Annotated in this window: 26 protein-coding genes, 2 tRNA genes and 1 other RNA gene; 11 read left to right on the top strand and 18 right to left on the bottom strand. The window is 69.5% G+C overall.

All coding sequences use genetic code 11. The annotated features are described in order from the left end of the window. Nucleotide 1: 1 nt before the first annotated feature. On the bottom strand, nucleotides 2-1339 hold the full coding sequence (gene glnA, locus QNI14_RS13035; protein ID WP_283717049.1) for a type I glutamate--ammonia ligase: 1338 nt from the start codon (nucleotides 1337-1339) through the stop codon (nucleotides 2-4). A 30-nt stretch (nucleotides 1340-1369) separates the two neighbouring features. Then, nucleotides 1370-1597, bottom strand: a complete 228-nt coding sequence (locus QNI14_RS13030) for an SPOR domain-containing protein (protein ID WP_283717048.1) — start codon at nucleotides 1595-1597, stop codon at nucleotides 1370-1372. Between the two features lie 72 nt (nucleotides 1598-1669). On the opposite strand from QNI14_RS13030, the gene ppgK reads away from it, so the two are divergent. Continuing rightward, complete coding sequence (gene ppgK, locus QNI14_RS13025) at nucleotides 1670-2491, top strand: polyphosphate--glucose phosphotransferase (RefSeq protein ID WP_283717047.1); 822 nt, start codon at nucleotides 1670-1672, stop codon at nucleotides 2489-2491. A 14-nt stretch (nucleotides 2492-2505) separates the two neighbouring features. Here ppgK and rnpB read toward each other — a convergent pair. The 4 genes from rnpB to QNI14_RS13005 all read right to left on the bottom strand — a co-directional run bounded on the left by rnpB (nucleotide 2506) and on the right by QNI14_RS13005 (nucleotide 5445). Further along, nucleotides 2506-2866: RNase P RNA component class A (rnpB, locus tag QNI14_RS13020), an RNA gene on the bottom strand. 26 nt (nucleotides 2867-2892) lie between these two features. Beyond that, on the bottom strand, nucleotides 2893-4617 hold the full coding sequence (locus QNI14_RS13015) for a bifunctional 3'-5' exonuclease/DNA polymerase (RefSeq protein WP_283717046.1): 1725 nt from the start codon (nucleotides 4615-4617) through the stop codon (nucleotides 2893-2895). Nucleotides 4618-4639: 22 nt separating this feature from the next. Further along, nucleotides 4640-5371: a zinc ribbon domain-containing protein gene (locus QNI14_RS13010; protein ID WP_283717045.1), complete on the bottom strand. Its 732-nt coding sequence runs from the start codon at nucleotides 5369-5371 to the stop codon at nucleotides 4640-4642. 1 nt (nucleotide 5372) lies between these two features. Continuing rightward, nucleotides 5373-5445: transfer RNA gene (locus QNI14_RS13005), tRNA-Val, on the bottom strand. Nucleotides 5446-5633: 188 nt separating this feature from the next. On the opposite strand from QNI14_RS13005, the gene aceE reads away from it, so the two are divergent. The 6 genes from aceE (at nucleotide 5634) to QNI14_RS12975 (ending at nucleotide 13204) form a co-directional block, all read left to right on the top strand. Continuing rightward, a complete protein-coding gene (gene aceE / locus QNI14_RS13000; protein ID WP_283717043.1) occupies nucleotides 5634-8360 on the top strand; it encodes a pyruvate dehydrogenase (acetyl-transferring), homodimeric type in 2727 nt (908 codons plus the stop codon). Between the two features lie 8 nt (nucleotides 8361-8368). Then, entirely contained in the window at nucleotides 8369-9568 is a 1200-nt protein-coding gene (locus QNI14_RS12995) for a PucR family transcriptional regulator (RefSeq protein WP_283717042.1), read from the top strand. Nucleotides 9569-9674: 106 nt separating this feature from the next. Next, on the top strand, nucleotides 9675-10598 hold the full coding sequence (locus QNI14_RS12990; RefSeq protein WP_283717041.1) for an ACP S-malonyltransferase: 924 nt from the start codon (nucleotides 9675-9677) through the stop codon (nucleotides 10596-10598). After that, a complete protein-coding gene (locus QNI14_RS12985; RefSeq protein WP_283717040.1) occupies nucleotides 10595-11596 on the top strand; it encodes a beta-ketoacyl-ACP synthase III in 1002 nt (333 codons plus the stop codon). Before QNI14_RS12990 ends, QNI14_RS12985 begins: the two co-directional genes overlap by 4 nt. A 69-nt stretch (nucleotides 11597-11665) precedes the next feature. Then, complete coding sequence (locus QNI14_RS12980) at nucleotides 11666-11914, top strand: acyl carrier protein (protein WP_283717039.1); 249 nt, start codon at nucleotides 11666-11668, stop codon at nucleotides 11912-11914. Nucleotides 11915-11962: 48 nt separating this feature from the next. Then, entirely contained in the window at nucleotides 11963-13204 is a 1242-nt protein-coding gene (locus tag QNI14_RS12975) for a beta-ketoacyl-[acyl-carrier-protein] synthase family protein (protein ID WP_283717038.1), read from the top strand. 191 nt (nucleotides 13205-13395) lie between these two features. Here QNI14_RS12975 and QNI14_RS12970 read toward each other — a convergent pair whose 3' ends face one another. From QNI14_RS12970 to QNI14_RS12960, 3 genes are all read right to left on the bottom strand, one after another. Beyond that, nucleotides 13396-13899, bottom strand: a complete 504-nt coding sequence (locus tag QNI14_RS12970; RefSeq protein WP_283717037.1) for a DUF3145 domain-containing protein — start codon at nucleotides 13897-13899, stop codon at nucleotides 13396-13398. 127 nt (nucleotides 13900-14026) lie between these two features. Beyond that, nucleotides 14027-14100: transfer RNA gene (locus QNI14_RS12965), tRNA-Ile, on the bottom strand. A gap of 14 nt (nucleotides 14101-14114) precedes the next feature. Beyond that, the gene (locus QNI14_RS12960) at nucleotides 14115-15191 is read right to left on the bottom strand and encodes a DMT family transporter (protein ID WP_283717036.1); all 1077 of its coding nucleotides are present in this window, start codon (nucleotides 15189-15191) and stop codon (nucleotides 14115-14117) included. Nucleotides 15192-15233: 42 nt separating this feature from the next. Here QNI14_RS12960 and def point away from each other — a divergent pair, with 42 nt between their 5' ends. Both def and QNI14_RS12950 read left to right on the top strand, forming a co-directional pair. Then, nucleotides 15234-15800 carry a peptide deformylase gene (gene def, locus QNI14_RS12955; protein ID WP_283717035.1) on the top strand — a complete coding sequence of 189 codons (567 nt, stop codon included), beginning with the start codon at nucleotides 15234-15236 and terminating at the stop codon, nucleotides 15798-15800. After that, nucleotides 15797-16021, top strand: coding sequence for an RNA-binding S4 domain-containing protein (locus QNI14_RS12950; RefSeq protein WP_283717034.1), 225 nt, complete (start codon nucleotides 15797-15799; stop codon nucleotides 16019-16021). Before def ends, QNI14_RS12950 begins: the two co-directional genes overlap by 4 nt. Nucleotides 16022-16028: 7 nt before the next feature. Here the strand turns inward: QNI14_RS12950 and QNI14_RS12945 are convergent, their stop codons facing one another. Beyond that, nucleotides 16029-16355, bottom strand: a complete 327-nt coding sequence (locus QNI14_RS12945; protein WP_283717033.1) for a PIN domain-containing protein — start codon at nucleotides 16353-16355, stop codon at nucleotides 16029-16031. Between the two features lie 205 nt (nucleotides 16356-16560). Here QNI14_RS12945 and QNI14_RS12940 point away from each other — a divergent pair, with 205 nt between their 5' ends. Both QNI14_RS12940 and QNI14_RS12935 read left to right on the top strand, forming a co-directional pair. Beyond that, entirely contained in the window at nucleotides 16561-17397 is an 837-nt protein-coding gene (locus QNI14_RS12940; RefSeq protein ID WP_283717032.1) for a tyrosine-type recombinase/integrase, read from the top strand. 15 nt (nucleotides 17398-17412) lie between these two features. Further along, nucleotides 17413-17625: a hypothetical protein gene (locus tag QNI14_RS12935; RefSeq protein WP_283717031.1), complete on the top strand. Its 213-nt coding sequence runs from the start codon at nucleotides 17413-17415 to the stop codon at nucleotides 17623-17625. Here the strand turns inward: QNI14_RS12935 and QNI14_RS12930 are convergent. The 8 genes from QNI14_RS12930 to QNI14_RS12895 form a co-directional block, all read right to left on the bottom strand. Beyond that, nucleotides 17622-17912 (bottom strand): holin, encoded by a 291-nt coding sequence (locus tag QNI14_RS12930; protein WP_283717030.1) that lies wholly within the window; start codon nucleotides 17910-17912, stop codon nucleotides 17622-17624. The genes QNI14_RS12935 and QNI14_RS12930 overlap by 4 nt on opposite strands. After that, on the bottom strand, nucleotides 17909-18148 hold the full coding sequence (locus QNI14_RS12925) for a hypothetical protein (protein ID WP_283717029.1): 240 nt from the start codon (nucleotides 18146-18148) through the stop codon (nucleotides 17909-17911). Before QNI14_RS12925 ends, QNI14_RS12930 begins: the two co-directional genes overlap by 4 nt. Beyond that, nucleotides 18145-18564, bottom strand: a complete 420-nt coding sequence (locus tag QNI14_RS12920) for a M23 family metallopeptidase (RefSeq protein ID WP_283717028.1) — start codon at nucleotides 18562-18564, stop codon at nucleotides 18145-18147. The genes QNI14_RS12925 and QNI14_RS12920 overlap by 4 nt, the downstream gene beginning before the upstream one ends. 46 nt (nucleotides 18565-18610) lie before the next feature. Beyond that, nucleotides 18611-19240, bottom strand: a complete 630-nt coding sequence (locus tag QNI14_RS12915) for a hypothetical protein (RefSeq protein WP_283717027.1) — start codon at nucleotides 19238-19240, stop codon at nucleotides 18611-18613. After that, nucleotides 19240-20610: a hypothetical protein gene (locus QNI14_RS12910; RefSeq protein WP_283717026.1), complete on the bottom strand. Its 1371-nt coding sequence runs from the start codon at nucleotides 20608-20610 to the stop codon at nucleotides 19240-19242. The genes QNI14_RS12915 and QNI14_RS12910 overlap by 1 nt, the downstream gene beginning before the upstream one ends. After that, nucleotides 20607-22433 (bottom strand): M23 family metallopeptidase, encoded by a 1827-nt coding sequence (locus QNI14_RS12905; protein ID WP_283717025.1) that lies wholly within the window; start codon nucleotides 22431-22433, stop codon nucleotides 20607-20609. The genes QNI14_RS12910 and QNI14_RS12905 overlap by 4 nt, the downstream gene beginning before the upstream one ends. Further along, a complete protein-coding gene (locus QNI14_RS12900) occupies nucleotides 22424-23920 on the bottom strand; it encodes a phage tail tape measure protein (protein WP_283717024.1) in 1497 nt (498 codons plus the stop codon). The genes QNI14_RS12905 and QNI14_RS12900 overlap by 10 nt, the downstream gene beginning before the upstream one ends. Before the next feature lie 111 nt (nucleotides 23921-24031). Next, complete coding sequence (locus QNI14_RS12895) at nucleotides 24032-24376, bottom strand: hypothetical protein (protein ID WP_283717023.1); 345 nt, start codon at nucleotides 24374-24376, stop codon at nucleotides 24032-24034. Nucleotide 24377: the final 1 nt, after the last annotated feature.

The raw sequence follows: 24377 nt of genomic DNA, 5'->3' as shown, positions 1-24377 counted from the left end.
CTCAGAGCATCTCGAGGTTCTTCTGCAGTTCGAACGGCGTCACCTGGGCGCGGTACTCCTGCCACTCGCGACGCTTGTTCAGCAGCACGTAGTTGAAGACCTGCTCGCCGAGCGTCTCGGCGACGAACTCCGACTCCTCCATGTACTCGAGCGCGTGGTCAAGGCTCGCGGGAAGCGACCCGTAGCCGAGCGCGCGACGCTCCGCATCGCTCAGCGACCAGACGTTGTCCTCCGCCTCGGCGGGGAGCTCGTACTCCTCTTCGATGCCCTTGAGGCCCGCGGCGAGCATGAGCGCATACGCGAGGTAGGGGTTCGCAGCCGAGTCCAGCGCACGGTACTCGACGCGCGTCGAGCCGCCCTTGTTCGGCTTGTACATCGGCACGCGAACGAGCGCGGAACGGTTGTTGTGGCCCCAGCAGATGAAGCTGGGCGCCTCATCGCCGCCCCAGAGGCGCTTGTACGAGTTCACGAACTGGTTCGTGACCGCAGAGATCTCGTTCGCGTGGCGCAGGAGACCGGCGATGAACTGGCGACCGACCTTGGAGAGCTGGTACTGCGCGCCCTCTTCGTAGAACGCGTTCACATCACCTTCGAAGAGCGACATGTGCGTGTGCATGCCGCTGCCCGGGTGCCCGCTGAGCGGCTTCGGCATGAACGTCGCGTAGACGCCCTGCTCGATCGCCACCTCCTTGATCACGGTGCGGAAGGTCATGATGTTGTCGGCCGTCGAGAGCGCGTCGGCGTAGCGCAGGTCGATCTCGTTCTGACCGGGGCCGGCCTCGTGGTGGCTGAACTCCACCGAGATGCCGAGGTCTTCGAGCATGCGCACCGAACGACGACGGAAGTCGTGCGCCGTGCCGCCGGGGACGTTGTCGAAGTACCCGGCGGAGTCGACCGGCTCGGGCCCGTTCGGCCCAACAGTCGAGGACTTCAGCAGGTAGAACTCGATCTCGGGGTGCGTGTAGAAGGTGAACCCGGCGTCCGCCGCCTTCGCGAGCGCGCGCTTGAGCACGTTGCGCGGGTCTGCGACGGCGGGCTGCCCGTCGGGCGTAGTGATGTCGCAGAACATGCGCGCCGTCGGGTCGATCTCGCCGCGCCACGGCAGCGTCTGGAACGTCGTCGGGTCGGGGTGCGCGAGCAGGTCCGACTCGTACGTGCGGGTCAAGCCCTCGATCGCCGAGCCGTCGAACCCGAGGCCTTCGGCGAACGCGCCCTCCACTTCGGCGGGTGCGATCGCGACCGACTTGAGGGTTCCCGTCACGTCGGTGAACCACAGCCGGATGAACTTGACCCCCCGTTCCTCGATCGTCCTCAGAACGAAGTCACGCTGCTTGTCCATCGCATCCTTCCCCGCGGGTGGATTGTCAGACTATCGGTCCGACGCGTCGCCCGAGGAACCCTTCGCGGGCGTGCCCCAGTTGTCGTCGGCCGCATCGTCCGCCGCCCAGGCTCGCGAGCGCTCCGCGAGCAGCTCCGGAGCCTTCGCGGCTTCTTCGGCGGTTGCGAAGGGACCGGCTCGGTCGACGGCGGGCGACTCGAAGCCGCGCTCCACCTGCTTCGTCGTGAGGTTGTACCAATACTGCTCGGTGTCGCTCATCACAGCCTCCTCGGCATCGCGGATGCCACCATCCTACGAACCGCTCCCGGCTCGCGGTCTAGGCTCGGTACCATGACTACGAGCGCGACAACGGCCGTCGGCATCGACATCGGCGGGACGGGCATCAAGGGTGCCCTCGTCGATTTGGCGGACGGCAGCCTGCTGACCGACCGCATCAAGGTCCCCACGCCCAAGGGCGCCGAACCCGACGACGTCCTCACCGCAGTGAAGTCGGTGCTCGAGACACTCGAGGTCACCGACGCCTCGGTGCCGCTCGGGGTCGCGTTCCCCGCGATCGTGAAGCACGGTCGCACGATGTCGGCCGCGAACGTCGCTCAGACGTGGATCGGCTTCGAAGCCGAGAAGTTCTTCGAGGACGGCCTCGGCCGCGAGATCCATTTCGCGAACGATGCCGACGTCGCCGGCGTCGCTGAGGTGCGCTACGGCGCCGCGAAGGATCGGGACGGCCTCGTCATGCTGACCACGCTCGGCACCGGCATCGGCACGGCGATGATCTACAACGGTGTACTGATCCCGAACACCGAGCTCGGGCACCTGCACCGGCCCGGCCACAAGAAGGACTTCGAGCACTTCGCGGCGTACTCCGCGATGGAGCGCGATTCGCTCGAGTGGGACGAGTGGTCGGCGCGCCTGCAGCCGTACTACAGCCACCTCGAATTCCTCTTCAGCCCCGACCTGTTCGTCGTCGGCGGCGGGGTATCGAAGCACGCGGACAAGTTCCTGCCGCTGCTCGATCTGCAGACCGAGATCGTTCCTGCCGTCCACCGCAACAACGCCGGCATCATCGGCGCAGCAGCCCTCGCGCTCGCAGGTGAGAAGCCCGGCGCGCTCGAAGGGACCATCGAGGACCTCGCGAGCACCGCGAGTTCCTGACCCGTCGGGAGAGGCGAATGGGCCGGCCTGTACGCCGGGTTCTGTCCGGGGGCCGAAGCCCCGTGGACGGTCATCTCTCTCGGCGACGCGTTGCCGCGCCGCTCCAGCGGCCTACCCGGGGACTCGGCGAGCCGCGTCAACATCCCCTGTCTGGCCTTGCTCCGGGCGAGGTTTACCGTGCGGGTCGTGTCACCATGACCCCGGTGGTCTCTTACACCACCCTTTCACCCTTACCCGGGCCGAAGCCCGGGCGGTCTGCTCTCTGTGGCACTGTCTCGCGGATCACTCCGGGTGGGTGTTACCCACCGCCCTGCCCTGTGGAGCCCGGACGTTCCTCGGTGCGCTTGCGCGCCACGCGACCGTCCAGCCGACCCATTCGCGTCCCCGATTCTACGCGGCGCTCAGTCCTTCGCCGCGTCGGCGCGGATCTGCAGGTCGAGGCGGAAGTCGAGCGGGAAGTCACCGAACAGAAGCCGAGTCGCGGATGCCGCGGCATCCGTCACGGCCGCAGCAGCGTGCTCGGCTTGCTCGGCGGGCGCGTGCACGATGATCTCGTCATGCAGGAAGAACGACAGATGCGCTCGACGTGACTGGAGGATGCCGGAGCGCGGCGCGCCGCGCTCCTCGGCGACCGGCGGCAACGCGGCCAGGCGGGTCCGCACGTCCGCGAGCCACGCGAGCGCCCACTCGGCAGCCGTCCCCTGCACGACGAAGTTGCGGGTGAAGCGGCCGCGGTCGCGCGCTGCGCGCTGGGCGCGCGCTCGGTCCGCGTCGGCGGCGTCCGGATCGCCGGCTTGGCCCTGCGCATCGTGCCACCAGCCTCCCGGCGGCGGGCTCGTCCGCCCGAGCCACGTCGACACGACGCCACCCTCCTCGCCGATGCGGGCCGCGTCGTCGACGAGGCCCATGGCCCGGGGGTACGCACGCCGCAGCGCGGGAACAAGGCGGCCGCTGTCGCCGGTCGTCGCGCCGTACATCGCGCCGAGGATCGCGATCTTCGCCTCTTGTCGTGACGCGACCACGCCGCGCGCGACGATGCCCTCGTAGAGGTCGGTTCCGCGAGCGCTGTCGGCCAGCGCCGTATCGCGCGACATCGCCGCGAGCACACGGGGCTCCAGCTGCGCGACATCGGCGACGACGAGCACCCACCCGGGATCGGCATGCACCGCGGGGCGGAGCTGGCGGGGCAACTGCAGTGCACCGCCGCCAGACGATGCCCAGCGCCCGGTGACGACACCGCCCGGCACGTACACCGGACGGAACCTGCCGTCGGGCGCCCACTCCTCCCGCCACGCCCAGCCGTTCGCACTCAGCAGCCGGGTCAACTTCTTGTACTCGAGAAGCGGCTCGATCACGGGGTGGTCGTACTCCGCGAGCTCCCACTTGCTGGTCGACGCCGCGAGGACACCGACCCGATGCAATGCCCGCAAGAGCTTCGGCTGCGAGTCGAGGCTCGCCGCCGGGTCGCCGAGCGCCGCGCGCACCTCGGCGGCGCGCTCCTCGACCCGGCTCGGCAGGCGCCCCGACGTCGGTCGCTCCCCCAGCAGCCCCGCAAGGATGCCGTCGTGCACGTCGCCGTCCCACGGCACTCCGGCGGCGTGCATCTCGACGGCGATGAGCGCGCCTGCAGACTCCGCCGCAAGCAGCAATCGGAGCGCGCCGGAGGCCGACTCGAGCGCCGCGCGCTGCCGAGCGAACTCCGCAAGCGCCGCGTCGATGCCGTGCGGCACACCTGTCGGACCTTCGACCCAGTCGAACAGGGTCGCCGCTCCTGCGTCGGGTGTCGCGGCAGCGGCATCCCATTCGGTCGCCGCCCGGATCGGACCGGGAACCGACACGGCCGAGCTGTCGCGCAGGATCGCGTGGCACAACCGTAAATCGTGGCATCGAGCGATGCGGACGGATGCCGCGACCAGCGGCGCGTACCAGTGGAAGGCGTCGCTCCACACCCAGCGCGTCTCCGGTGCAACGCTCGCCGCATGCCCGGCGAGCTCGGCCCGCGGCATCCGCCGACGCGAAGACTCGACGCCCGCGGCATCCAACTCGACGAGATCGACGAGCCCATCCGATGCCGCGCCGACGACGACGAAGGCGACACCCTGCGTGGGTGCCGCCGTCTCGCTCACCGCGTCACCGTCGCGATCGGTCTCACAGGCCGGAGTCGTAGTCCCGGACGAGGATGCAGCCACACTCGGGGCAGTGGATGACGGCGTCTTCGGCCGCGGCGCGCACGACGTTCAGGTCGGTGCCGCTGAGGACCATGCGGCATCCACCGCAGGTCCGGTGCTGCAGATAGCCGGCGCCCACACCACGCGCGGCGAGCCGCTCGTAGACGGCGAGCAGCGGCGCCGGGACGGACTCTGCGACTGCAGCGCGATCGCGGGTCGCGGCGTCGAACGCCGCCGTGGCGGTCTCGACGGAGGCCTTGCCCTCGGCGCTCAGCCGGGCACCCTCGTCGTTCGTCGCGGCGATCAGCGCCTCCTGCGCGGCCACGGCGGACTCGGCGCCCTCGAGACGCTCCATCACTTCGAGCTCGGCGTCTTCGAGGTCGCTCTTGCGCTTGGCGAGCGACGCGATCTCGTGCTCGAGGCCCTGCGCCTGCTTCGGGTTCGTCGACGCGGCCAGGAGCGCGGCGTCACGCGCACTGCGCGCGTCGACGATGGCGACGTCCGACTCGATGCGTGCGAGCTCTGCCTTGGCGTCGTCACGCAGACCGAGGAGCCGGGTCAGCTCGGTCGACTGGGTGGCGCGCTCGGCGAGCAGCTCCTTCACCCGCGCGGCCTGCGCCGGGTTGCGGCGGGCGGCGTCGGCACGACGGATGTCCTCGTCGAGGGACGCAAGGTCGAGCAGGCGCTTCTGATCGGCGGGTGCAGCGTTCACGTGGGCCCTGCCGGGATCGAACCGACGACATCCACGGTGTAAACGTGGCGCTCTACCAGCTGAGCTAAAGGCCCTGGTGCGTCCAGTCTACGAGGCGCACCGACGCTGCTCCGGGTCGCGCGCCCGCACGTGAGGTGCGCGGCGATCCGGAGGTGGGCGGAATGGGTAGGCTGAGGACAAGCGAGTTGTGTGAGGCGAACAAGCCCGCACTCGCCCGATCCCTCATTCCTGGCACGATCTGCCAGGCGACGAAAGGCCTCTTGTGACTGTCAACGATCAGGATCCGTACTCGCAGGGCCCGCAGGACAGCGACCCGGAAGAGACGTCGGAGTGGCAGGAATCCCTGCAGCAGCTCGTCGACGCCCGGGGTGCCGGCCGCGGCCGCGAGATCATGCTGAGCCTGCTGCAGCGCTCGCGCGACCTGCACCTGAACGTGCCCCAGGTCCCCACCACGGACTACATCAACACGATCGCTCCGGAGAACGAGCCCGACTTCCCCGGTGACGAGGAGATCGAGCGCCGTTACCGCCGCTGGATCCGTTGGAACGCCGCGGTCACCGTCCACCGCGCACAGCGCCCCGGCATCGGCGTCGGCGGCCACATCTCCACCTACGCCTCCTCTGCAGCGCTGTACGAGGTCGGCTTCAACCACTTCTTCCGTGGCCCGGATCACGCCAGCGGCGGCGACCAGATCTTCTTCCAGGGACACGCCTCCCCCGGCATGTACGCGCGGTCCTACCTCGAGGGCGGCCTGACGGCACAGCAGCTCGACGGCTTCCGCCAGGAGGCATCCGCTGCCCCCAACGGTCTGCCCTCGTACCCGCACCCGCGCCTCATGCAGGACTACTGGCAGTTCCCGACCGTGTCGATGGGTCTCGGACCGATCAACGCGATCTACCAGGCCATGACCAACAAGTACCTCACCAACCGTGGGATCAAGGACGTGTCCGACGGTCACGTCTGGGCGTTCCTCGGCGACGGCGAGATGGACGAGGTCGAGAGCCGCGGCCAGCTCCAGGTAGCCGCCAACGAGGGTCTCGACAACCTGACCTTCGTCGTCAACTGCAACCTGCAGCGCCTCGACGGCCCGGTTCGCGGCAACGGCAAGATCGTGCAGGAGCTCGAGAGCTACTTCCGAGGCGCCGGCTGGAACGTCATCAAGGTCGTCTGGGGCCGTGAGTGGGACGACCTGCTCTCGCGCGACTCGGACGGCGCGCTCCGCAACCTCATGAACGTCACCCCCGACGGTGACTTCCAGACCTACAAGGCCGAGAGCGGCGCGTTCGTGCGCGAGCACTTCTTCGGCCGCGACGAGCGCGCCGCAGCGCTCGTCAAGGACTACTCCGACGAGCAGATCTGGAACCTCAAGCGCGGCGGTCACGACTACCGCAAGGTCTACGCGGCGTACAAGGCTGCGATGGAGCACAAGGGCCAGCCCACGGTCATCCTCGCGAAGACCGTCAAGGGCTACGGTCTCGGTCCGCACTTCGAGGGGCGCAACGCGACGCACCAGATGAAGAAGATGACCCTCGACGACCTCAAGCTCTTCCGCGACCAGATGCACATCCCGGTCACGGACGCGCAGCTCGAGGAGAACCCCTACGAGCCGCCGTACTTCCACCCGGGTGAGAACGACGAGACGATCCGCTACATGGTGGAGCGTCGTCGCGACCTGGGCGGCTCGCTCCCCCAGCGCCGCAGCACGTCGACCGCGGTCAGCCTTCCCGACGACAGCGTCTACGCGCTGCCGAAGAAGGGCTCGGGCACGCAGGAGATCGCCACGACCATGGCGTTCGTCCGCCTCCTGAAGGACCTGCTCCGCGCGAAGGACTTCGGGCACCGGATCGTCCCGATCATCCCCGACGAGGCGCGCACGTTCGGCATGGACGCGTATTTCCCGACGGCGAAGATCTACAACCCGAACGGCCAGAACTACACGTCGGTCGACCGGGAACTGCTGCTCGCGTACAAGGAGAGCCCGCAGGGCCAGATCATGCACGTCGGCATCAACGAGGCCGGCGCCCTCGCCGCCTTCACCGGTGTCGGCACGTCGTACGCGACGCACGGCGAACCGCTGATCCCGGTGTACGTCTTCTACTCGATGTTCGGCTTCCAGCGCACCGGCGACGCCCAGTGGGCAGCCGGTGACCAGATGGCGCGCGGCTTCATCATCGGCGCCACCGCCGGTCGCACCACCCTCACGGGTGAGGGCCTGCAGCACGCCGACGGCCACTCGCACCTGCTCGCCTCGACGAACCCTGCGACCGTGTCGTACGACCCGGCCTACGGCTACGAGATCGCGCACATCGTGCAGGACGGCCTGAAGCGCATGTACGGCGGGGAGCACCCCGACCCGAACGTCATGTACTACATCACGGTGTACAACGAGCCGATCGTGCAGCCGAAGGAGCCCGAGGACGTCGACGTGGATGGCATCGTCCGCGGCATCCACCGGGTCTCTGTCGGTGAGGGTGACGGCCCCCGCGCGCAGATCCTGGCGTCGGGCGTCGGCCTCGCCTGGGCGCACGAGGCCCAGCAGCTGCTGAAGGATGACTGGGGCGTCGTGGCCGACGTCTGGTCGGTCACGAGCTGGACGGAGCTTCGCCGCGACGGCCTCGCCGCCGACGAGCACAACTTCCTGCACCCCGCCGACGAGCCGCGCACCGCGTACATCACGGACAAGCTCGCCGGTTCGGAGGGCCCCGTGGTCGCGGTCAGCGACTTCATGCACGCCGTGCAGGACCAGATCCGCCAGTGGGTGCCCCGCCGGTACGCGACGCTCGGCGCCGAGGGCTTCGGCTTCTCGGACACCCGCGCGGCCGCTCGTCGCCAGTTCAAGATCGATGGCCCGTCGATCGTCGTGAAGACGCTTCAGTCGCTCGCCGAGGACGGCGTCGTCGACCGCTCGCTCGCCGCGCAGGCGATCGAGAAGTACCGTCTGCACGACGTCAACGCGGGCACGTCGGGCAACGCCGGCGGCGAGTCCTGACGATCGGGATGTCCGAACGACCGACCGCCCAGGAGAAGGCGGAGACACTCGCGTGGCTCCGCCGGATCTCGGGGGATCTCGCGACGACCACGCTGCGGCGACTCGAGGAGTCGCTGCCGTGGTACGCCGAGATGCCCCCGGGGCGGCGGTCGGCGGTGGGCCTCGTCGCGCAGTCGGGGATCTCTTCGTTCATCGATTGGTACGACGACCCCGGCTCCACGTCGTGGATCGCAGCGGACGTCTTCGCCTCGGCTCCGCGTGAGCTGCTGCGGAGCATCAGCCTGACGCAGACGCTCCAGCTCATCCGCGTCACGGTCGAGACCACCGAGGACCGGGTCGCCGGTCGTGGCAACGGGCTTCGCGAGAGCATCCTGCACTACTCGCGCGAGGTCGCCTTCGCCGCCGCAGACGTCTACGCCCGTGCCGCCGAGGCACGCGGTCTGTGGGATGCCAGGCTCGAAGCACTCGTCGTCGACTCGATCCTCACCGGCGAAGCCGATGAAGAACTCCCGAGCCGGATCGCAGCCCTCGGCTGGCACGGTCACGGCGAGGTCGCGGTGCTCGTGGGTACGATGCCCCCGCAGCTCGACGTCGACCAGGTCCGCCGCACCGCGCGGAAGCTCGGTGTGGATGTGCTGATCGGGGTGCAGGGCTCGCGGCTCGTCCTCGTGATCGGCCGCGCCGAATCGGGCCGTGACGACCTCGAAGAGCTCGCGTTCGCCGAGATCGCCGCGCGCCTCGAACCGGGGTTCGGTGCCGGACACCTCGTGCTCGGCCCGACGGCGCCCGCGTTGCTCGACGCCGGCATCAGCGCTCGTGCCGCCCTCGCCGGGTTCGCCGTCGCGAAGTCGTGGCGCCATGCGCCGAGGCCGGTCGACGCCGACGATCTGCTCCCCGAGCGCGCCCTCGCGGGTGATCCGCTCGCGAAGGCGACGCTCATCGAGCGGATCTACCGGCCGCTGCAGGCCCACTCCACCGACCTCGTCACGACGCTGTGGAGCTACCTCGACAACGGCCGATCCCTCGAGGCGACGGCCCGCGAGCTGTTCGTGCACCCGAACACGGTCCGGTACCGCCTCAAGCGCGTCTCGGATGTCATCGGATGGGATGCCACGGGTCCGCGCGAGGCGCTGATCCTGCAGACCGCCCTCATCATCGGCTCGATCGGCGGGGACGTCGCTCGTCGCCGTGTCCCTCGCCGCGGGTGACCGCGACCTGACACACTGTCGGTTGTCCGACGCGCACAAGGCATCGGACGTTTCTTGTGCGCACACCGACAGCACCACCCCGAACCTTCTTGCAAGGATGGAAACCGTGATCATTGCCGTCTTCCCCGGACAGGGGTCTCAGACACCGGGCTTCCTCGCCCCTTGGCTCGAACTGGACGGCGCGCGCGAGACGCTCGCCGCGTTCAGCGAGCAGTCAGGCGTCGACCTGATCGCCGCCGGCACCGAGTGGGATGCGGACCGCATCCGCGACACGCAGGTCGCGCAGCCGCTCATCGTCGCGGCGAGCCTGCTTTCGTGGCAGGCGTTCGGCACGCAGACCGACACCGCGGCGATCGGCGGCATCGCCGGGCACTCCGTCGGTGAGATCCCCGCGCTCGTGGCATCCGGCGTCCTCAGCGCCGACGACGGCCTGCGCCTCGTCGGCATCCGCGGGCGTGCGATGGCCGAAGCTGCAGCAGCCGAGCAGACCGGCATGAGCGCCGTGCTCGGCGGCGACGAGGCAGCCGTGCTCGCCCGCCTCGAGGAGCTCGACCTCACCCCCGCCAACTACAACGGCGGCGGCCAGATCGTCGCGGCCGGCGCGCTCGCGCCGCTCGGCGAACTCGCCACCGAAGCGCCGCGCGGCACCCGCGTGATCCCGCTCCAGGTCGCCGGCGCATTCCACACGCGGTACATGGCTCCGGCTGTGGACACCCTTCGTGCCGCTGCGGCGGACGTCGCGGCATCCGACCCCACCCGCACCCTGTGGAGCAACCGCGACGGCGGCGTCGTGGCCGACGGCCGCACCGCGCTCGACCTGCTCGTCGCGCAGGTCGCGAACCCCGTCCGCTGGGACCTCTGCATGGCGTCGTTCGCCGAGCACGGCGTCACCGGCATCATCGAGTTCTCGCCTGCCGGTACGCTCGTCGGCCTCGCCAAGCGCGCCCTCCGCGGCGTACCCTCGGTCGCGGTGAAGACGCCCGAGGACCTCGCCGCCGCGACGGCACTGCTGACCGGAGAGAGCGCATGACCGCCACCCTGATCCAGCCCACCGGCCCCGCCCACACGCGCATCTACGCGTACGGCGCGGCCCGAGGCGAGAACGCCGTTCCGAACGACGACATCATCGGTCCGATCGACTCGAGCGACGAGTGGATCCGCCAGCGCACCGGCATCATCACCCGCGTGCGCGCGGACGCGACGACCGACGCCGTCGATCTGGCGACGGATGCCGCAGCCGAGGCGATCCGCCGTGCCGGCATCAGCCCCGAGCAGGTCGACGCGGTCATCGTCGCGACGATCTCCAACCCGAAGCAGACGCCGTCGGTGTCGGCGATCGTGGCCGACCGCGTCGGCGCCAACCCCGCCGCGGCCTACGACCTGAACGCGGCCTGCGCCGGGTTCGCGTACGGCGTCGCACAGGCGGACGCACTCATCCGTGCCGGCGCCGCCACGTACGCCGTGGTCGTCGGTGCCGAGAAGCTCAGCGACATCGTCGACCCGACCGACCGGTCGATCTCGTTCCTCCTCGGCGACGGCGCGGGCGCCGCGGTCGTGGGCCCGAGCGAGACCCCCGGCATCGGCCCCACCGTATGGGGCTCGGACGGTTCGAAGTCGGACGCGGTGGGCATGAACCACACGCTGACCGAGTTCCGCGACGGCACCGCCCCGTGGCCGACCCTCCGCCAGGAAGGCCCCACGGTGTTCCGCTGGGCCGTCTGGGAGATGGTGAAGGTCGCCCGCCAGGCGATCGAGGCAGCCGGCATCACGCCCGATGACCTGGCCGCCTTCGTGCCGCACCAGGCCAACATGCGCATCATCGACGAGTTCGCGAAGCAGTTGAAGCTGCCCGAGAGCGTCGTCGTCGGGCGCGACATCGAGACGACGGGCAACACGTCGGCGGCATCCATCCCGCTGGCGACGCACCGCCTGCTCGAAGAGCACCCCGAGCTCAGCGGCGGCCTCGCCCTGCAGATCGGGTTCGGCGCCGGACTCGTGTTCGGTGCACAGGTCGTCGTCCTCCCGTGACGACGTCCGCTTCAGACCTAAACTGACAAACGGCCCGCCGGGCCCGACCCCCACCAGAAGGAGAACACCATGGCATTCACCAACGACGAGGTCCTCGCCGGCCTGGCAGAGCTCATCACCGACGAGACCGGCATCTCGGCCGACGAGGTCGCGCTCGAGAAGTCGTTCACCGACGACCTCGACATCGACTCGATCTCGATGATGACGATCGTCGTGAACGCCGAGGAGAAGTTCGGCGTCACGATCCCCGACGAAGAGGTCAAGAACCTCAAGACCGTCGGCGACGCCGTCACCTACATCTCGTCCAACCAGGCTTGACGCGCGCCCGGTGGGGGTTCGCCCCCACCGGAGCCGCACGAGGGAACCATGAGCAACAACACGCGCATCTTCGTCACCGGTATCGGTGCGACCACGCCCATCGGCGGCACCGCCCCCGAGAGCTGGGACGCCCTGCTCGCCGGTGTGTCCGGCGCCCGCTCGCTCGAGCACGAGTGGGTCGAGAAGTACCAGCTGCCGGTGACCTTCGCCGCTGAGGCGAAGATCCGTCCCGACACGGTGCTCGACCGCCCGATCGCCAAGCGCCTCGACCCGTCGTCGCAGCTCGCGATGGTCGCAGCGCAGGAGGCATGGGCAGACGCCGGTTCGCCCGAGGTCGACCCCGAGCGTCTGGGCGTCGAGTTCGCCACCGGCATCGGCGGCGTGTGGACCCTGCTCGACGCGTGGGACACCCTCCGCGAGAAGGGACCGCGTCGGGTCATGCCGATGACGGTGCCGATGCTCATGCCGAACGCCGCAGCCGGCAACCTTTCGCTGCACTTCGGCGCCCGCGCCTACGCACGTACCTTCGCGAGCGCGTGCGCCTCGAGCACCGAGTCGCTCGTGAACGCCGTCGAGCACATGCGCGCCGGCCTCGCCGACGTCGTGATCGCGGGCGGCAGCGAGTCTGCGATCCACCCGATCACGATCGCGTCGTTCGCCTCGATGCAGGCACTGTCGCGTCGCAACGACTCCCCCGAGACCGCCTCGCGCCCCGGCAGCATCGACCGTGACGGCTTCGTCATGGGCGAAGGTGCGGCCGTGCTGATCCTCGAGACCGAGGAGCACGCCAAGGCCCGGGGCGCGAAGATCTACGCCGAGATCGTCGGCGGCGGCGTCACCGCCGATTCGTACCACATCACCGCCAACGACCCAGAGGGCACCGGCGCCGCACGCGCCGTGCGCCTCGCGCTCGAGATGGCGGATGCCGCGCCCGACGAGGTCACGCACATCAATGCGCACGCCACGTCGACCCCGGTCGGCGACCCGAACGAGTACGTCGCCCTGAAGTCCGTGTTCGGCGACCGTGTCGACGAGCTCCCCGTGTCGGCGACGAAGGCCTCCACCGGCCACCTTCTGGGTGGCACCGGCGCGCTCGAGGCGATGTTCACGGTGCTCGCGCTGCGTGACCGCGTCGCACCGCCGACCATCAACATGACCGAGCAGGACCCTGCCGTCCCGTTCCGCCTCTCCGGCGAGCCGACGCCCCTCGGCGACGGCGACCAGTTCGCGATCAGCAACTCGTTCGGCTTCGGCGGCCACAACGCCGTCGTCGCGTTCCGATCGGTCTGACGCCGCAGCAGCCACAGAGAAACGCCCCCGGGAAGCCACCGGGGGCGTTTCTCATGGATCAGGCGGGGGTGGCGCTCCCCCGGTCTCCGGGAAGCCATCCGAAGCCGGTCGTGGCGCCGCTCGCGTGAGCGAGGTCCGCGCCCGCCTGAAAGTCTGTTCGGTTGTGGAGTGTCAGCCTCGGCCGGATCGTCTCAGCCGACCTTGTGGAGCCAGACGACGGGTGCGTCGTCGCTCGCGTGACGGAAGGGTTCGAGTTCCTCGTCCCACGCCGATCCGAGCGCAACGCCGAGTTCCCGTTGCAGTTCGAACGCGTCGCCGGCCGCGATCTCCATCGCGTAGCGGATGCGGTCCTCACCGATGACGACGTTGCCCGCGGCATCCGTCTGGGCATAGTGGATGCCGAGGCTCGGGGTGTGCAGCCAGCGGCCCCCGTCACTGCGGGGCGTCGGGTCTTCCGACACCTCGTAGCGCAGGTGTTCCCACCCACGGAGCGCGGTCGCGAGGGATGCGCCGGTACCGGCGGGGCCCTCCCAGTAGAACTCGGCACGGCGGCTGCCATCGAGGACCGGCTGGTCGGCCCACTCGAAGTTCACGGCATGACCGAGCGCACGTCCCGCCGCCCACTCCAGGTGGGGGCACAACGCGCGTGGCGCAGAGTGAATGAAGATCACTCCACGCGCCTGTGGTGTCGCCATCGTTCGCTCCGTTTCGATCAGGTACGTCTTCCCCTACGACCTGATGGAGCGGGCTCCGGCGATGTGCTGTGAGGTTGTGCAGCCATTATCGCCCGATCCGGCACGGAATGACAAGGCTGTGATTTCGTAGGGCGGGTGGGACTTGAACCCACGATCGTCGGGTTATGAGCCCGCTGCCTTAACCAGCTTGGCCACCGCCCCCTGTCGGGACGAGCCTAACGCGAGCGTCGTTCCTCGTCGTTCACGGGCGGCTCGGGCCAGACCTTCGCGACAGCCTCGTCGAGGCGAGTGGGCGAGAGCCGCGACGGCTTCTCCTCCCCCGCACCGCTGCCGCGCTGGATCAGAATCTCCTGGCTCTCGCTGACCACCTGTGGATGGTGCCGCGCGAGCTGGAAGACACCGACGATCGCGAGCGCGCCGGCGACCGCGAACCCGATGTACGCGCCGACGGGTGCGCCCTGCGCCTCGTTGAGGACCGTGAGACCGATGACGATCGCGACAATCGGGTCGATGACGGTGAGACCCGCGATGACGAGATCGGGAGGGCCCGACGAGTATGCGGTCTGGACGAAGTACGCGCCCATGGCGGTGCCCGCGAGCAGGCCGACGACGCAGAGCATCGTGAGCCACTCGAAATCACCGCTCTGGATGCGGCTGATGACGACCTTCGCGAGCGTCGCCACGAACCCGTAAACGATGCCGGCGGCGACGATGTAGAACAGCGCACGCATCCGCTTGCGGAGCGTCAGCCACATCGTGCCGAGGAGCACCACGACACCGAAAAGGATCCAGAGGACGGTGAGGAGCTGCGGGTCGGTGAGGTCGCGGTCTGTCGCATAGAGGGCGGCGACCGTGACGAAGACGAGGATGCCACCGAGACAGAGCGCGATGGCGAGCACCGAACGGCCGGTCGGCTTGTGGCCAGTGATCCGGGCGTTGAGCAACGTCGTGATGACGAGCGAGATCGCGCCGATCGGCTGCACGAGGATCAGCGGCGCGAACGAGAGCGCTGCGAGTTGGCACACGATCGCGAGGCCGAGCATGACCGTGCCGAGCACCCACGACGGGCGCCGCAGCAGGCGGACGAGCTGTCCGCCGGTCAGTCCCGACACAGCGTCCTTGGCGGTCTCGGCTTCGACCTTCTGCACGCCGCGGTGCTGGTACTGCGCACCGAACGACATGAACACCGCGCCGAGGACGGCGAGCGGGATGCCGATCAGGATGCGGGGGTCGCGGAACACCCCGACCAGTTCGTCGGTGATGTCCTCGATGGGCGTCGCCAGCTCCAGCACGCCCTCGACGATACCTGGCGGACCGGTCGGTAGGCTGGCGACGTGGCCGTACTCCCGATTCGCATCATGGGCGAACCTGTCCTCCATTCCATCGCCGCACCCGTCGACGAGGTGACCGACGAGGTTCGCAACCTCGTCGCCGACATGTTCGAGACGATGGATGCCGCTCCCGGTGTCGGGCTTGCTGCACCTCAGGTCGGCGTGGGCCTGCGGATCTTCACGTACAACTACGAAGACGACGAGGGCGCCCCGTGGCGCGGCGTCATCATCAATCCCGAGCTGTGGCAGCGGCCGCTCGAACCGGGCGCGCCCGACCCCGACGACGAGTCGGAGGGATGCCTCTCATTCCCGGGTGAGCGTTTCGCACTGCGACGCTCGAATGAGGTCCTCGTCACCGGCACCGACCTCGAGGGTGCGCCCGTCGAGATCCGGGTGAGCGGGTGGCGTGCGCGCATCATGCAGCACGAGTTCGATCACCTCGACGGCATCCTCTACATCGATCGTCTCGACGACTCGGACTGGAAGACCACGCAGAAGATCGCGCGCAAGCGCGGCTGGGGCAAGCCCGGCGCGAGCTGGCTCCCCGGCGTCGACGAGCTGGACGCGTGAGCGACGTGTCGGTGCAGGATGTCTCGATCGGCGGCGACTCGATCCGCCTCGGGCAGTTCATGAAGTTCGCCGGTCTGCTCGACTCGGGCGGTGACGTCAAGGAGGCGATCATCGACGGCGAAGTCGAGGTCAATGGCGAGATCGACCGCCGACGCGGCCGACAGCTCCAGATCGGCGACGTGGTCACCCACGCCGGTCGCAGCGTCCGCGTGCGCCCCTGACGGGTTCTCACTCCGGGACGAACTCCTGACGAAGGCGACCATCGGTCGCTCGCTCGATGTGCCCGAAGTCGTGATCCGAGTTCAGCACGATCGCGTCATTCACGACCGCGTATGCGGCGATGAGGCAGTCGAACGCTACAGCGGCGCGCGGCATCCCGCGCTCCCAGAGCGCCCTCTGCAACGTGATGGCAAGCGATTCGCTCGGATGCTCGAAAGCTGGCAGCAACACGGCCATGTCCGCTGCAAGATCCTCGTACTCCTCTGCCGAGCGAGCGGAATGACAGTACTCGAGCACCTGCGGCGGACAGGTGATGATCAGGTGGTGCGTCGCCACAGTTCGAAGACGAGACGCGATCTGCGCACTGCGTCCGGCGGAAAAAGGCCCCCACCGCGAGCGGTGAGGGCCTGTGGCTCCCCGGCTTGGACTCGAACCAAGAACCTATCGGTTTGCAGCCGCGCGCCCTGCGCCCGCTTGCGGCGTAACGATCGGATCACACGACACGCCGACGTAATACAGCCCGGTTAGATTTGCGGACGCTATGGGGGAACACGCACTACTGGATCGGTACGAGACGTGGCTGCTCGCGTCCGATCGCTCGGGGACAACGATCACGCTGCGCATGCGGCACGCCCGCGACCTCGCGTCGCGCATGGACGTCCTGACGGCCACCGTCGACGACGTCGAGGCGCTGATGGCCAAGCGCCGGCACCTGGCCGCGGAGACGCGCAAGTCGCAGCTCGCGTCGTGGCGGGTGCTGTTCGGGTGGGCGCACCGGCGCGGCCTGCGGCCCGATGACCCGACGATCGACATCGGGTCGATCCGCGTCCCGACGCGGCTGCCCAAGGTCGCGCCGGATGCCGCGGTCGAGGGCGCGCTGGCCGGCGCGAGCACGCGCGATCGCGCGCTCGTGCTGCTCGCCCGCTACGGGCTGCTGCGGCTCGAGGAACTGACCTCACTGCCGCTCTCGGCGCGCGACGGCGACGCGCTGCGCTTCATCGGCAAGGGGAACAAGGAACGGACGATCAAGGCGAACCAGCCGCTGCTGTTCGCCCTGCACGCGCAGGAACGCGAGGTGCTCTCGCTCGACCCTCGGGAGCGGTTCTACTTCCCCGGCGCCGTCGACGGGCACCTCCACAAGATGAGCGTGAACAAGATCATCACGCGGGTCGTCGGTTGGAACCCGCATAGCCTGCGGCACGCCGGCGCGACCGCGGCCTACCGGGCGACCGGCGATATCCGGGCCGTGCAGGCCATGCTCGGGCACGCCTCGCTCGCGACGACGCAGCGGTACCTGCACCTTGACGACGAGTCGATGCGCAGGGTCGCCGAAGCGACCGCGATCAAGCCGGCACGCCTCGGACTCGTCGCGGCCTGAGATAGTCTCCCCCGCATGGGGATCGACTTTCAGCAGCTCGGATGGGCTGCCCTCGGGTACGGCGTCGCGTTCACGCTCATCAGCCTGCTCGTGCTCTGGCTCATCATCTACACGGCCGTGCGGGCGGCGACGGGCGCCGCGCTGCGGGCGCATCAGGACGATCTGAACTTCCAGCAGGTCACGCGTGCCGACCGCGAGTCACGCGGCCAGCACGCGGACCTGTCTTAGACGTTCGTCGCGATCGACGGCGATCCCGTGCCGGTGCGCGATGCGGCGATCCCCTTGAGGAACGACAGCAGCGCGCCGGCGCCGGCCCCGACGCCGAGGGCAGCCCACGACGTCGGCTCCTGGATCACGAACGTGGTCGCCGACGCGACGGCCAGCGCGCCGCCGGCTGCCGACGTCACCACGCGTTCGCTCAGATCGGCCCAGAACGCGCCGGTGTAGATCGGCGCGCGATCGTTGCCGGCGGCTCGAGCGAGGGCGCGCCGCTGCGCGCGGGTGGGAAAGGTCATCCTGTGTCTCCTTCGATGGGCGGGTTGATGATCTTGTCGAGCGATTCCGGGATCGGGATGTTGTTGCGGTAGAGCACGTCGACGACGCCGCGGAGCGCGAACCATAGCTGGCGGTTCTCGCGCTCGAGGCGCGCGACGCGGCCTCGGCGTGCCGCGATGAACCCGCCGATGAGCGCGAACACGCCGGCGATCGCTGCCGCGATCACGAGCGCGACGCCGGCGGGAATGTCGATCACTTCGCAGCCCGGAACCGGCGAGCGTTGAGCGGGAGCCGGTGCCGGCGCATCTCCTGCCACTCGAGGAACGAGTAGCGACGGCCGGTCTTGCGATCGATGATGTAGGCGTGGACGTGGGGGCCGGTCGTCTTGCCGGTGTTGCCACTCACGGCGACCTTGGTGCGCCACAGACGGCGCGTGCCGTAGCGGTACAGGTTGTTGCGGCTGAGGTGCTGCACGTAGAGCGTGAAGCGGCTCCCGACGACGCGGAGGCTCAGGCCACCGTCGGCGTTCGAGTACGGCTCGACGCGGCCCGTGAACGGCGCGTGGACGATCGTTCCCGTCGGCGTCTCGTAGTCGGTCGCCGGCCCGACGCCGCGGCGGGCGTGGGCGGCGGTGTCGCCGCTGATCGGGTACTGCCAGAACATCTTCCCCATGATGGATTCGTGCCTTTCGTGTGATGGTCGGTGCGAGGTGGACCGGTCAGGCCGCCTCGAGGTAGGTGCAGCGGCTGTCCATGATTCGGGTGCCGGCGGCGGCTGCGGCTGCCATGATCCCGGCGAACGTCGCGTCGACGAACGTCGCGTCGACGGCGTTGATGATCCGGGTGTTACCGAGGTAGACCTGGAGCGAGTCGCCGACCGCGCGGACGCGGAGCGGAACCTGGTTCGGGATCGGCCCGACCTCCGCGGTAGCGATCGCGGTCGCGACGCCGGCGACGCGCTTCCAGAGCCGGATGAGGCCGCCACCGCCGGACGAGTTGACGAACAGGTGGTTGTCGGCGTCGACGCCGCGGAACAGGAGACCGCCGCCGGTGTCGACGCCGTCGCGGTTGGCGTAGACGAGCTCGAAGTCGCCGTCGGGCGTGAGAGTGTCGACCACGGCGAGCTGGAGCTGCGTGCCGGATGCCGCGGCGACGATCGCGGAGCCGTTGTTGATCGCCCAGGTGCCGCGCCACGGTACCCACGGCTTGCCGTCGGGTGTCGTGCCGAGGCCGGCTGCCGTGTTGGTGCGGTCGAAGCTGTCGTCGTACCCGTAGGTCTCGAGCAGCGGGAGCATGCTGCCGGGTGCGGGTGCGCCGGGCAGGCGGAAGATGCGGACGGGATCGGCCATCAGATGAGCCCTCTCTCGATGAGGTGGTGGAGGATGAACCACGCCTGGAGCCAGTTGCCCAGCTCGTTGAGGTGGACGCTGGTACCGCCGCCGGTGCGGAATCCCGGCGGGACGACGCCGGCGGCGACGTGGTCGAGGTCGGCCTGCGTCGGGGCATAGCTGGCGAACGCGCCGGCATCCGCGATCGCGGCCGATGAGGCGAGGTACTGACGGACGGGGCACCAGGCGTCGCCGTACTCGGCCGCGAACCAGGTCTCCATCGCTGCGATGAAGTCGCCGCGGACGGTGCCGGGTGCCTCGCTGATGCCGCGGTCGAGCAGTCCCCAGATGACGAGCGGCCCGGTGTGGCCGCGGGTGAGGTCTTCGTACCAGCCCTGCACGTCGGCGATCGTCTGCGTGCCGGCCTCGATCAGCGGCTCGTTGTTGATGCCCATGCCGACATAGAGCAGCCGGTGCTTGTCGCGGGGGTTGCCGCGGAACTGGAGCGACGCGGCCGGCACGACGGCTCCGGGCGTCTGGCGGGTGAACACGCGCGTGTCGCCGATGCGCTCGAGCGTGCCGGGGATCGACACGCCGGCGGGGGTGAGCGCGAGGACGGGCACAGGCGCGGTGACGCCGGCGCGCCACGGGTCGACGTCGAGGCCGGTGATCGTGACAGCGCCGGCTGCGGGGATGCTGCCGCCGGCGGGTGCGCCGGTGATCCACAGGCCGCCGCCCATGAACGTGATTTCCTCGGCCCGCGCGCCCGATCGACCCCAGCCGACGATGGGCCGGTTCGCCATACGGCTCAGGACCGGGCACCATCCGTCGACGGTGGGGTTGGCGAGGTCGGCGCCGTAGGTCGTCGAGTCGCCGCGGGCGACGTCGGCGGTTGTGTCGGACTCGGCGAACGTGGTCGTGCCGTCGATGCTGATCGATCCGGCGACCTCGCCGGTGTCGTAGACGAACAGTGCGACCTTGCCGGGCGCGTGGACGTCCCGGCGGGTCTCGACTCCGATCACCTTGCCGAGTTCGCCGTATAGCGCCTCAGCGGCGGCGTGCCGGCCGAGCGCGTACTCGGTGGGCCGGCCGTGGTCGTCGACCTCGAGCGCGTTGCGGTACCGGCGTCCGCCCTTCTCGAACGGGATCGCGAGCGCGGGCCGACCCTCGCCGGCTGCCAGCCGGTCGTCGTGCGTGACGATCTGGCGCGTCGCGAGGGCCGCGTCGACGGCTGCGCCGGCGCGCTGCGCGAACGCGGGGTTGGCGCCGTCGAACTGCTCGTCGATGAACTCGTCGATATCCTCGGCCATCTGCTGCAGCTCGGCGCCGAGGTTCTTGGCCTTGCTGGCGCCGTCGGGGTAGCGGATGCCGTTCGGGGTGGTACCGGTCATGCGGGTACTCCTTGGGTGACGTTGCCGAGGTCGGCGATCGTGAGGTCGGGATCGAAGTCGTCGAGCGTCGGCTCGGTGGATGCGCAGAGCTGCGCGACGGTGACGCCCTCGGCGGTGAGCATGGCCGGCGCGAGCGTGACGTCGGCCGTCCAGCCCTCGTGATAGACGAGAGTGCCGCCGATGAGCTGATGCGCGGCCGCGGCATCCAGGGCGACGTTGAACACGCTGCCGGGGAAGTAGAGCGCGCGATCGCTGCGCACGTAGGTCTCGATCGCGAGTTCCTCGATCGTCGAGTGATACTCGAACTTGCGGAAGTCGAACCGGACCGTGGGCAGGGTCAGCTTCTCGTTGAGCTGGTCGAGCATGTCGGCCGTCTCGGCTGCGAGCGAGCGCTGCCATGTGTCGATGTAGGTGTCGTCGGGCTGGGTGCCGTACTGCCGGTTCGCCATGAAGTTGCGGGGGTTGATCGACACGCCGTTCACCTGCGTCTCGTAGTGCAGGTGCGGGCCGGTCGACAGGCCCGTGTTGCCGAGGGTGCCGACGACGTCGCCCTGTTCGATCGGCTCGCCGGTGGCGTACTCGGGCTGCTCTTGGAGGTGGGCGTAGAACGTGCGCAGGCGGTCGCCGTTCGCGTCGAGGCCGTGGTCGATGATGACGTTGTTGCCCCAGTCGGGGTGGGTGCGCTTGCCGGCGTACTTGCCGGGGGCGGCTGCCTTGACGTCGGCGCCCTCGAACGCGGTGCCGCCGGCGAAGTCGATACCGTCGTGGAAGCCGTCGCCGATGCCGGGCCTGGGGCCGAACTCGGCCGAGACGTAGTCGAGCGGGAACGGCCAGACAAAGTCACCCGTGTTCGCTTCGGACACGAGGATCGTGAACACGTCGTTCTCGACGCGGTGCTCACGCCGGCCGAGGTCGACCGAGTTCCGGGTGGTCTCGTGCTCGACGGTGATCGTGACGTCCTCGAGCCACGTCGCGAGCTTCGGGGTCGTGACCTGCACGACGTCGATCGCGTCGCGGAGGCCAGTGGTTGCTTCCTTGCCGTTGGGTAGAACGACGGTGCGGGCGGGGACCGCGCGGCCGGGGATGCCGTCGATGAAGTCCACGCGCAGCATGCCGCCGACGTACTTGAGAGCGAGTCCGCTGGTCTCGGTGGGCTGCCCGATGTCGATGCTGTTGTCGGATGGCCGGTACAACACGTACGCGAGCGGGTGAGCCTGATAGAGCCGTTCGATCAGCTCGAGCAGGCTGAGGCCGTCACCGAACGCATGCCAGCGCACGAGGGGCTGCTGCGGGGTCGCCGGGTAGGGGTTGCTCCACGCGATCGAGTCGACGATGTTCTCCGCGCCGGCATCCATGATGTGCTCGACGCGGCTCGCCACGGTGCCCGGTGGCCAGTAGCCGGGGCCGAGTTCGCGGATGCCCTCGGGGTCGTTGCCAGGGCCGGGAACGATCGCCTGGCCCAGCTCGGCGATCTTGCAGCCGGCGGAGAGCTTGAGCAGCCACACACGACGCGCGGCGCCGTTTGCGGGGTCGGTGACGGTGCGCTGCTCGAGCGCGTAGTCGTCGAGCCGGCCGCGGTAGATTACGCGGCCATCGGCGCGGGTGACGGTGATGCGCTGGCCGGTGAGGTGGGTCGCCGAGGACAGGTGCCCGTCGGTATCGAGCACCTCGAGGTAGAGCTGCGCCGCGGCGGCACGCTCGAGCTGGTTGCGCCGGCCCCAGGTGATGCGGAGGCCGGCGAGGGCAATCCGCTTCGTGGTCGACCACTCGGCCGCGAGAGTGACGCCCGCGATGCGGACGGTGGGTGCGTCGGTCAGCGCCATTGGGTGCCACCTCCGCTCGGCGTGCGGCCCGTCTTCCGGTCGTGCGAGTCAAGAACCTCGCGCACCTTGCGGGCGGTGCCGTCCGAGTCGATCGCGCCCTGCACGGTGAGATTCGTCGTCGACCGGTTGTCGATGACCGTGCCGCCGCCGTCGCCGGCTCCCGCGCCGCCGGCGGGCGGCGGCAGCGTCGGGTCGGACGGCACGTCGGTCGTGGTCACGCTGATGTTCCCGTCGATGCCGAGCAGATCCTTGAGCCAGTCCGGCATGACGTCGTTCGCGAGGCGCGCAATCCACGCGATCGCGTCCTGAATCCAGCCGATGAAGCTGTCGATGCCGCGGTTCCAGTCTTCGACGAGACCGTTCCACCAGGCTGAGATGAACATGACGGCCAGCTCGAAGCCGAGCTGGACGCGGGCGAACCATTCGACGAGGTTCCCCCACACTTCCTCGCCGGCCGCGGCGATCGCGTCCCAGTTCTCGACGATGAGCACGCCGATCGCGATGACGATCGCGATGGCCGCGGCGATCGCGAGGATGATCCACGTGATGGGCGACGCGAGCCATGCGGCGTTGCTCGCCCAGGTCGCCGCGGTCGCTGCGGCCTGCACGGCCGCGTAGAGCTTCAGTGCCCCGTTCAGGGCGATGATCCCGACGGAGATGACGCCGATCGCGCCGGCGAGCACGGTCACCAGTTCGGTGTTCTCGCTCATCCAGCCGGCGAGGCCGGCGAGCAGTTGCGCGCCCTCGGCCATGAGCGGCAGCAGCTGCTCACCGAGCGCGGCGGATGCGTTCTCCCACTCGGCCGACGCGCGCTGCGCCTGGCCGGCGGCGGTGTCCGACTCGCGGGAGAACTGGCCCTGCGCGTCGGCGGTCTGCTCGAGCAGCAGCGCGAGCGTCGCCTGCGTCTCGGCCGCGCGGAGCGCTTCGCCGGTGAGGTCGGACTGGCCCTGCGCTGCGAGGCGGGCCGCGATGTCAGCGGCCTTGATCGACACGCCGTAACGCTCGATCGGGTCGCGCTCGCCCCGGAGCAGCGACGAGAGCGCCGCGACGGCGTCGCTCGTCGTGCCGCCGAACGTGGCCGCGAGGTCGGAACCGAGGCCGATCAGCGACTCGGTCTGGTCGCCGGCGGCCGACAGGCTCATGCCCATGTTCTTGAGCTGCGCGCCGAGGATCGCGGCCATGTTGGAGTACGCGGCCTGCGAGAGTCCGACCGCGTCGGCGGCATCCTCGGCGTTGTTGTGGATGCTGCGGGCGTACTGCCCAAACACGCTGTCGACGGCGCCGGCGGACTGTTGCAGCTCGCTCGCCGAGTTCCCCGCGACGGCCGCGAGGGTCGTCAGGCCGGCGAGGGCGATGCCGGCCGTTCGCGACGCGTTGTCGACGCGCTGCTGCATCGTGGCCGCGGCGCCGTCGACGCGCCCGAACGCGTCGACGGCCCCGTTGGCATCGCCGATGATGCGAATGGCGAGGATCGCGGTGTTACCCACGGGCGTTCTCCTGTTCTTCGGCGATCTTCTCGAGCACGTGCATGGCGGTCGCGTAGTCCTCGAGGCGTGGGCCGGCTTCGCCGCGCCACGCCCAGGGGGCGACCTTGAATCTCAGTCCGAGGACGACGGAGAGGTGTTCGACTCCTCCGTCGGGGTACCTTCCCCCAGGCCCTCGACCTCCAGCGACGAGTCGCCGGCGTCGTCGCGCTCGGCCTGCACGTCCAGCGCAGCGGTGGCGCCGGTGGTGAACTCTTCCCACGTGAGTTCGGTGATGCCGGCGCGGCGGGCGGCGGACCACGCCATGAACGGCTCGAGCTTGAGCGCGTTGTCGGCGAGCGGTCCCCAGCCCTTGTTCTTTCGCAGGGTCTGCTCGAACTTGAGACGGTCCTCGAGGGTCGGCTGCACCGAGGCGGTGTGGCCGTCGGCGAACGTGATTTCCAGCTTGCGAGCGGGCATT

Origin of the sequence: Microbacterium dauci, assembly GCF_030065535.1 — a bacterium.
Lineage (GTDB): Bacteria > Actinomycetota > Actinomycetes > Actinomycetales > Microbacteriaceae > Microbacterium > Microbacterium dauci.
Note: the sequence above shows the minus strand (reverse complement) of the source record. Positions and strands in the feature narration are given on the sequence as shown.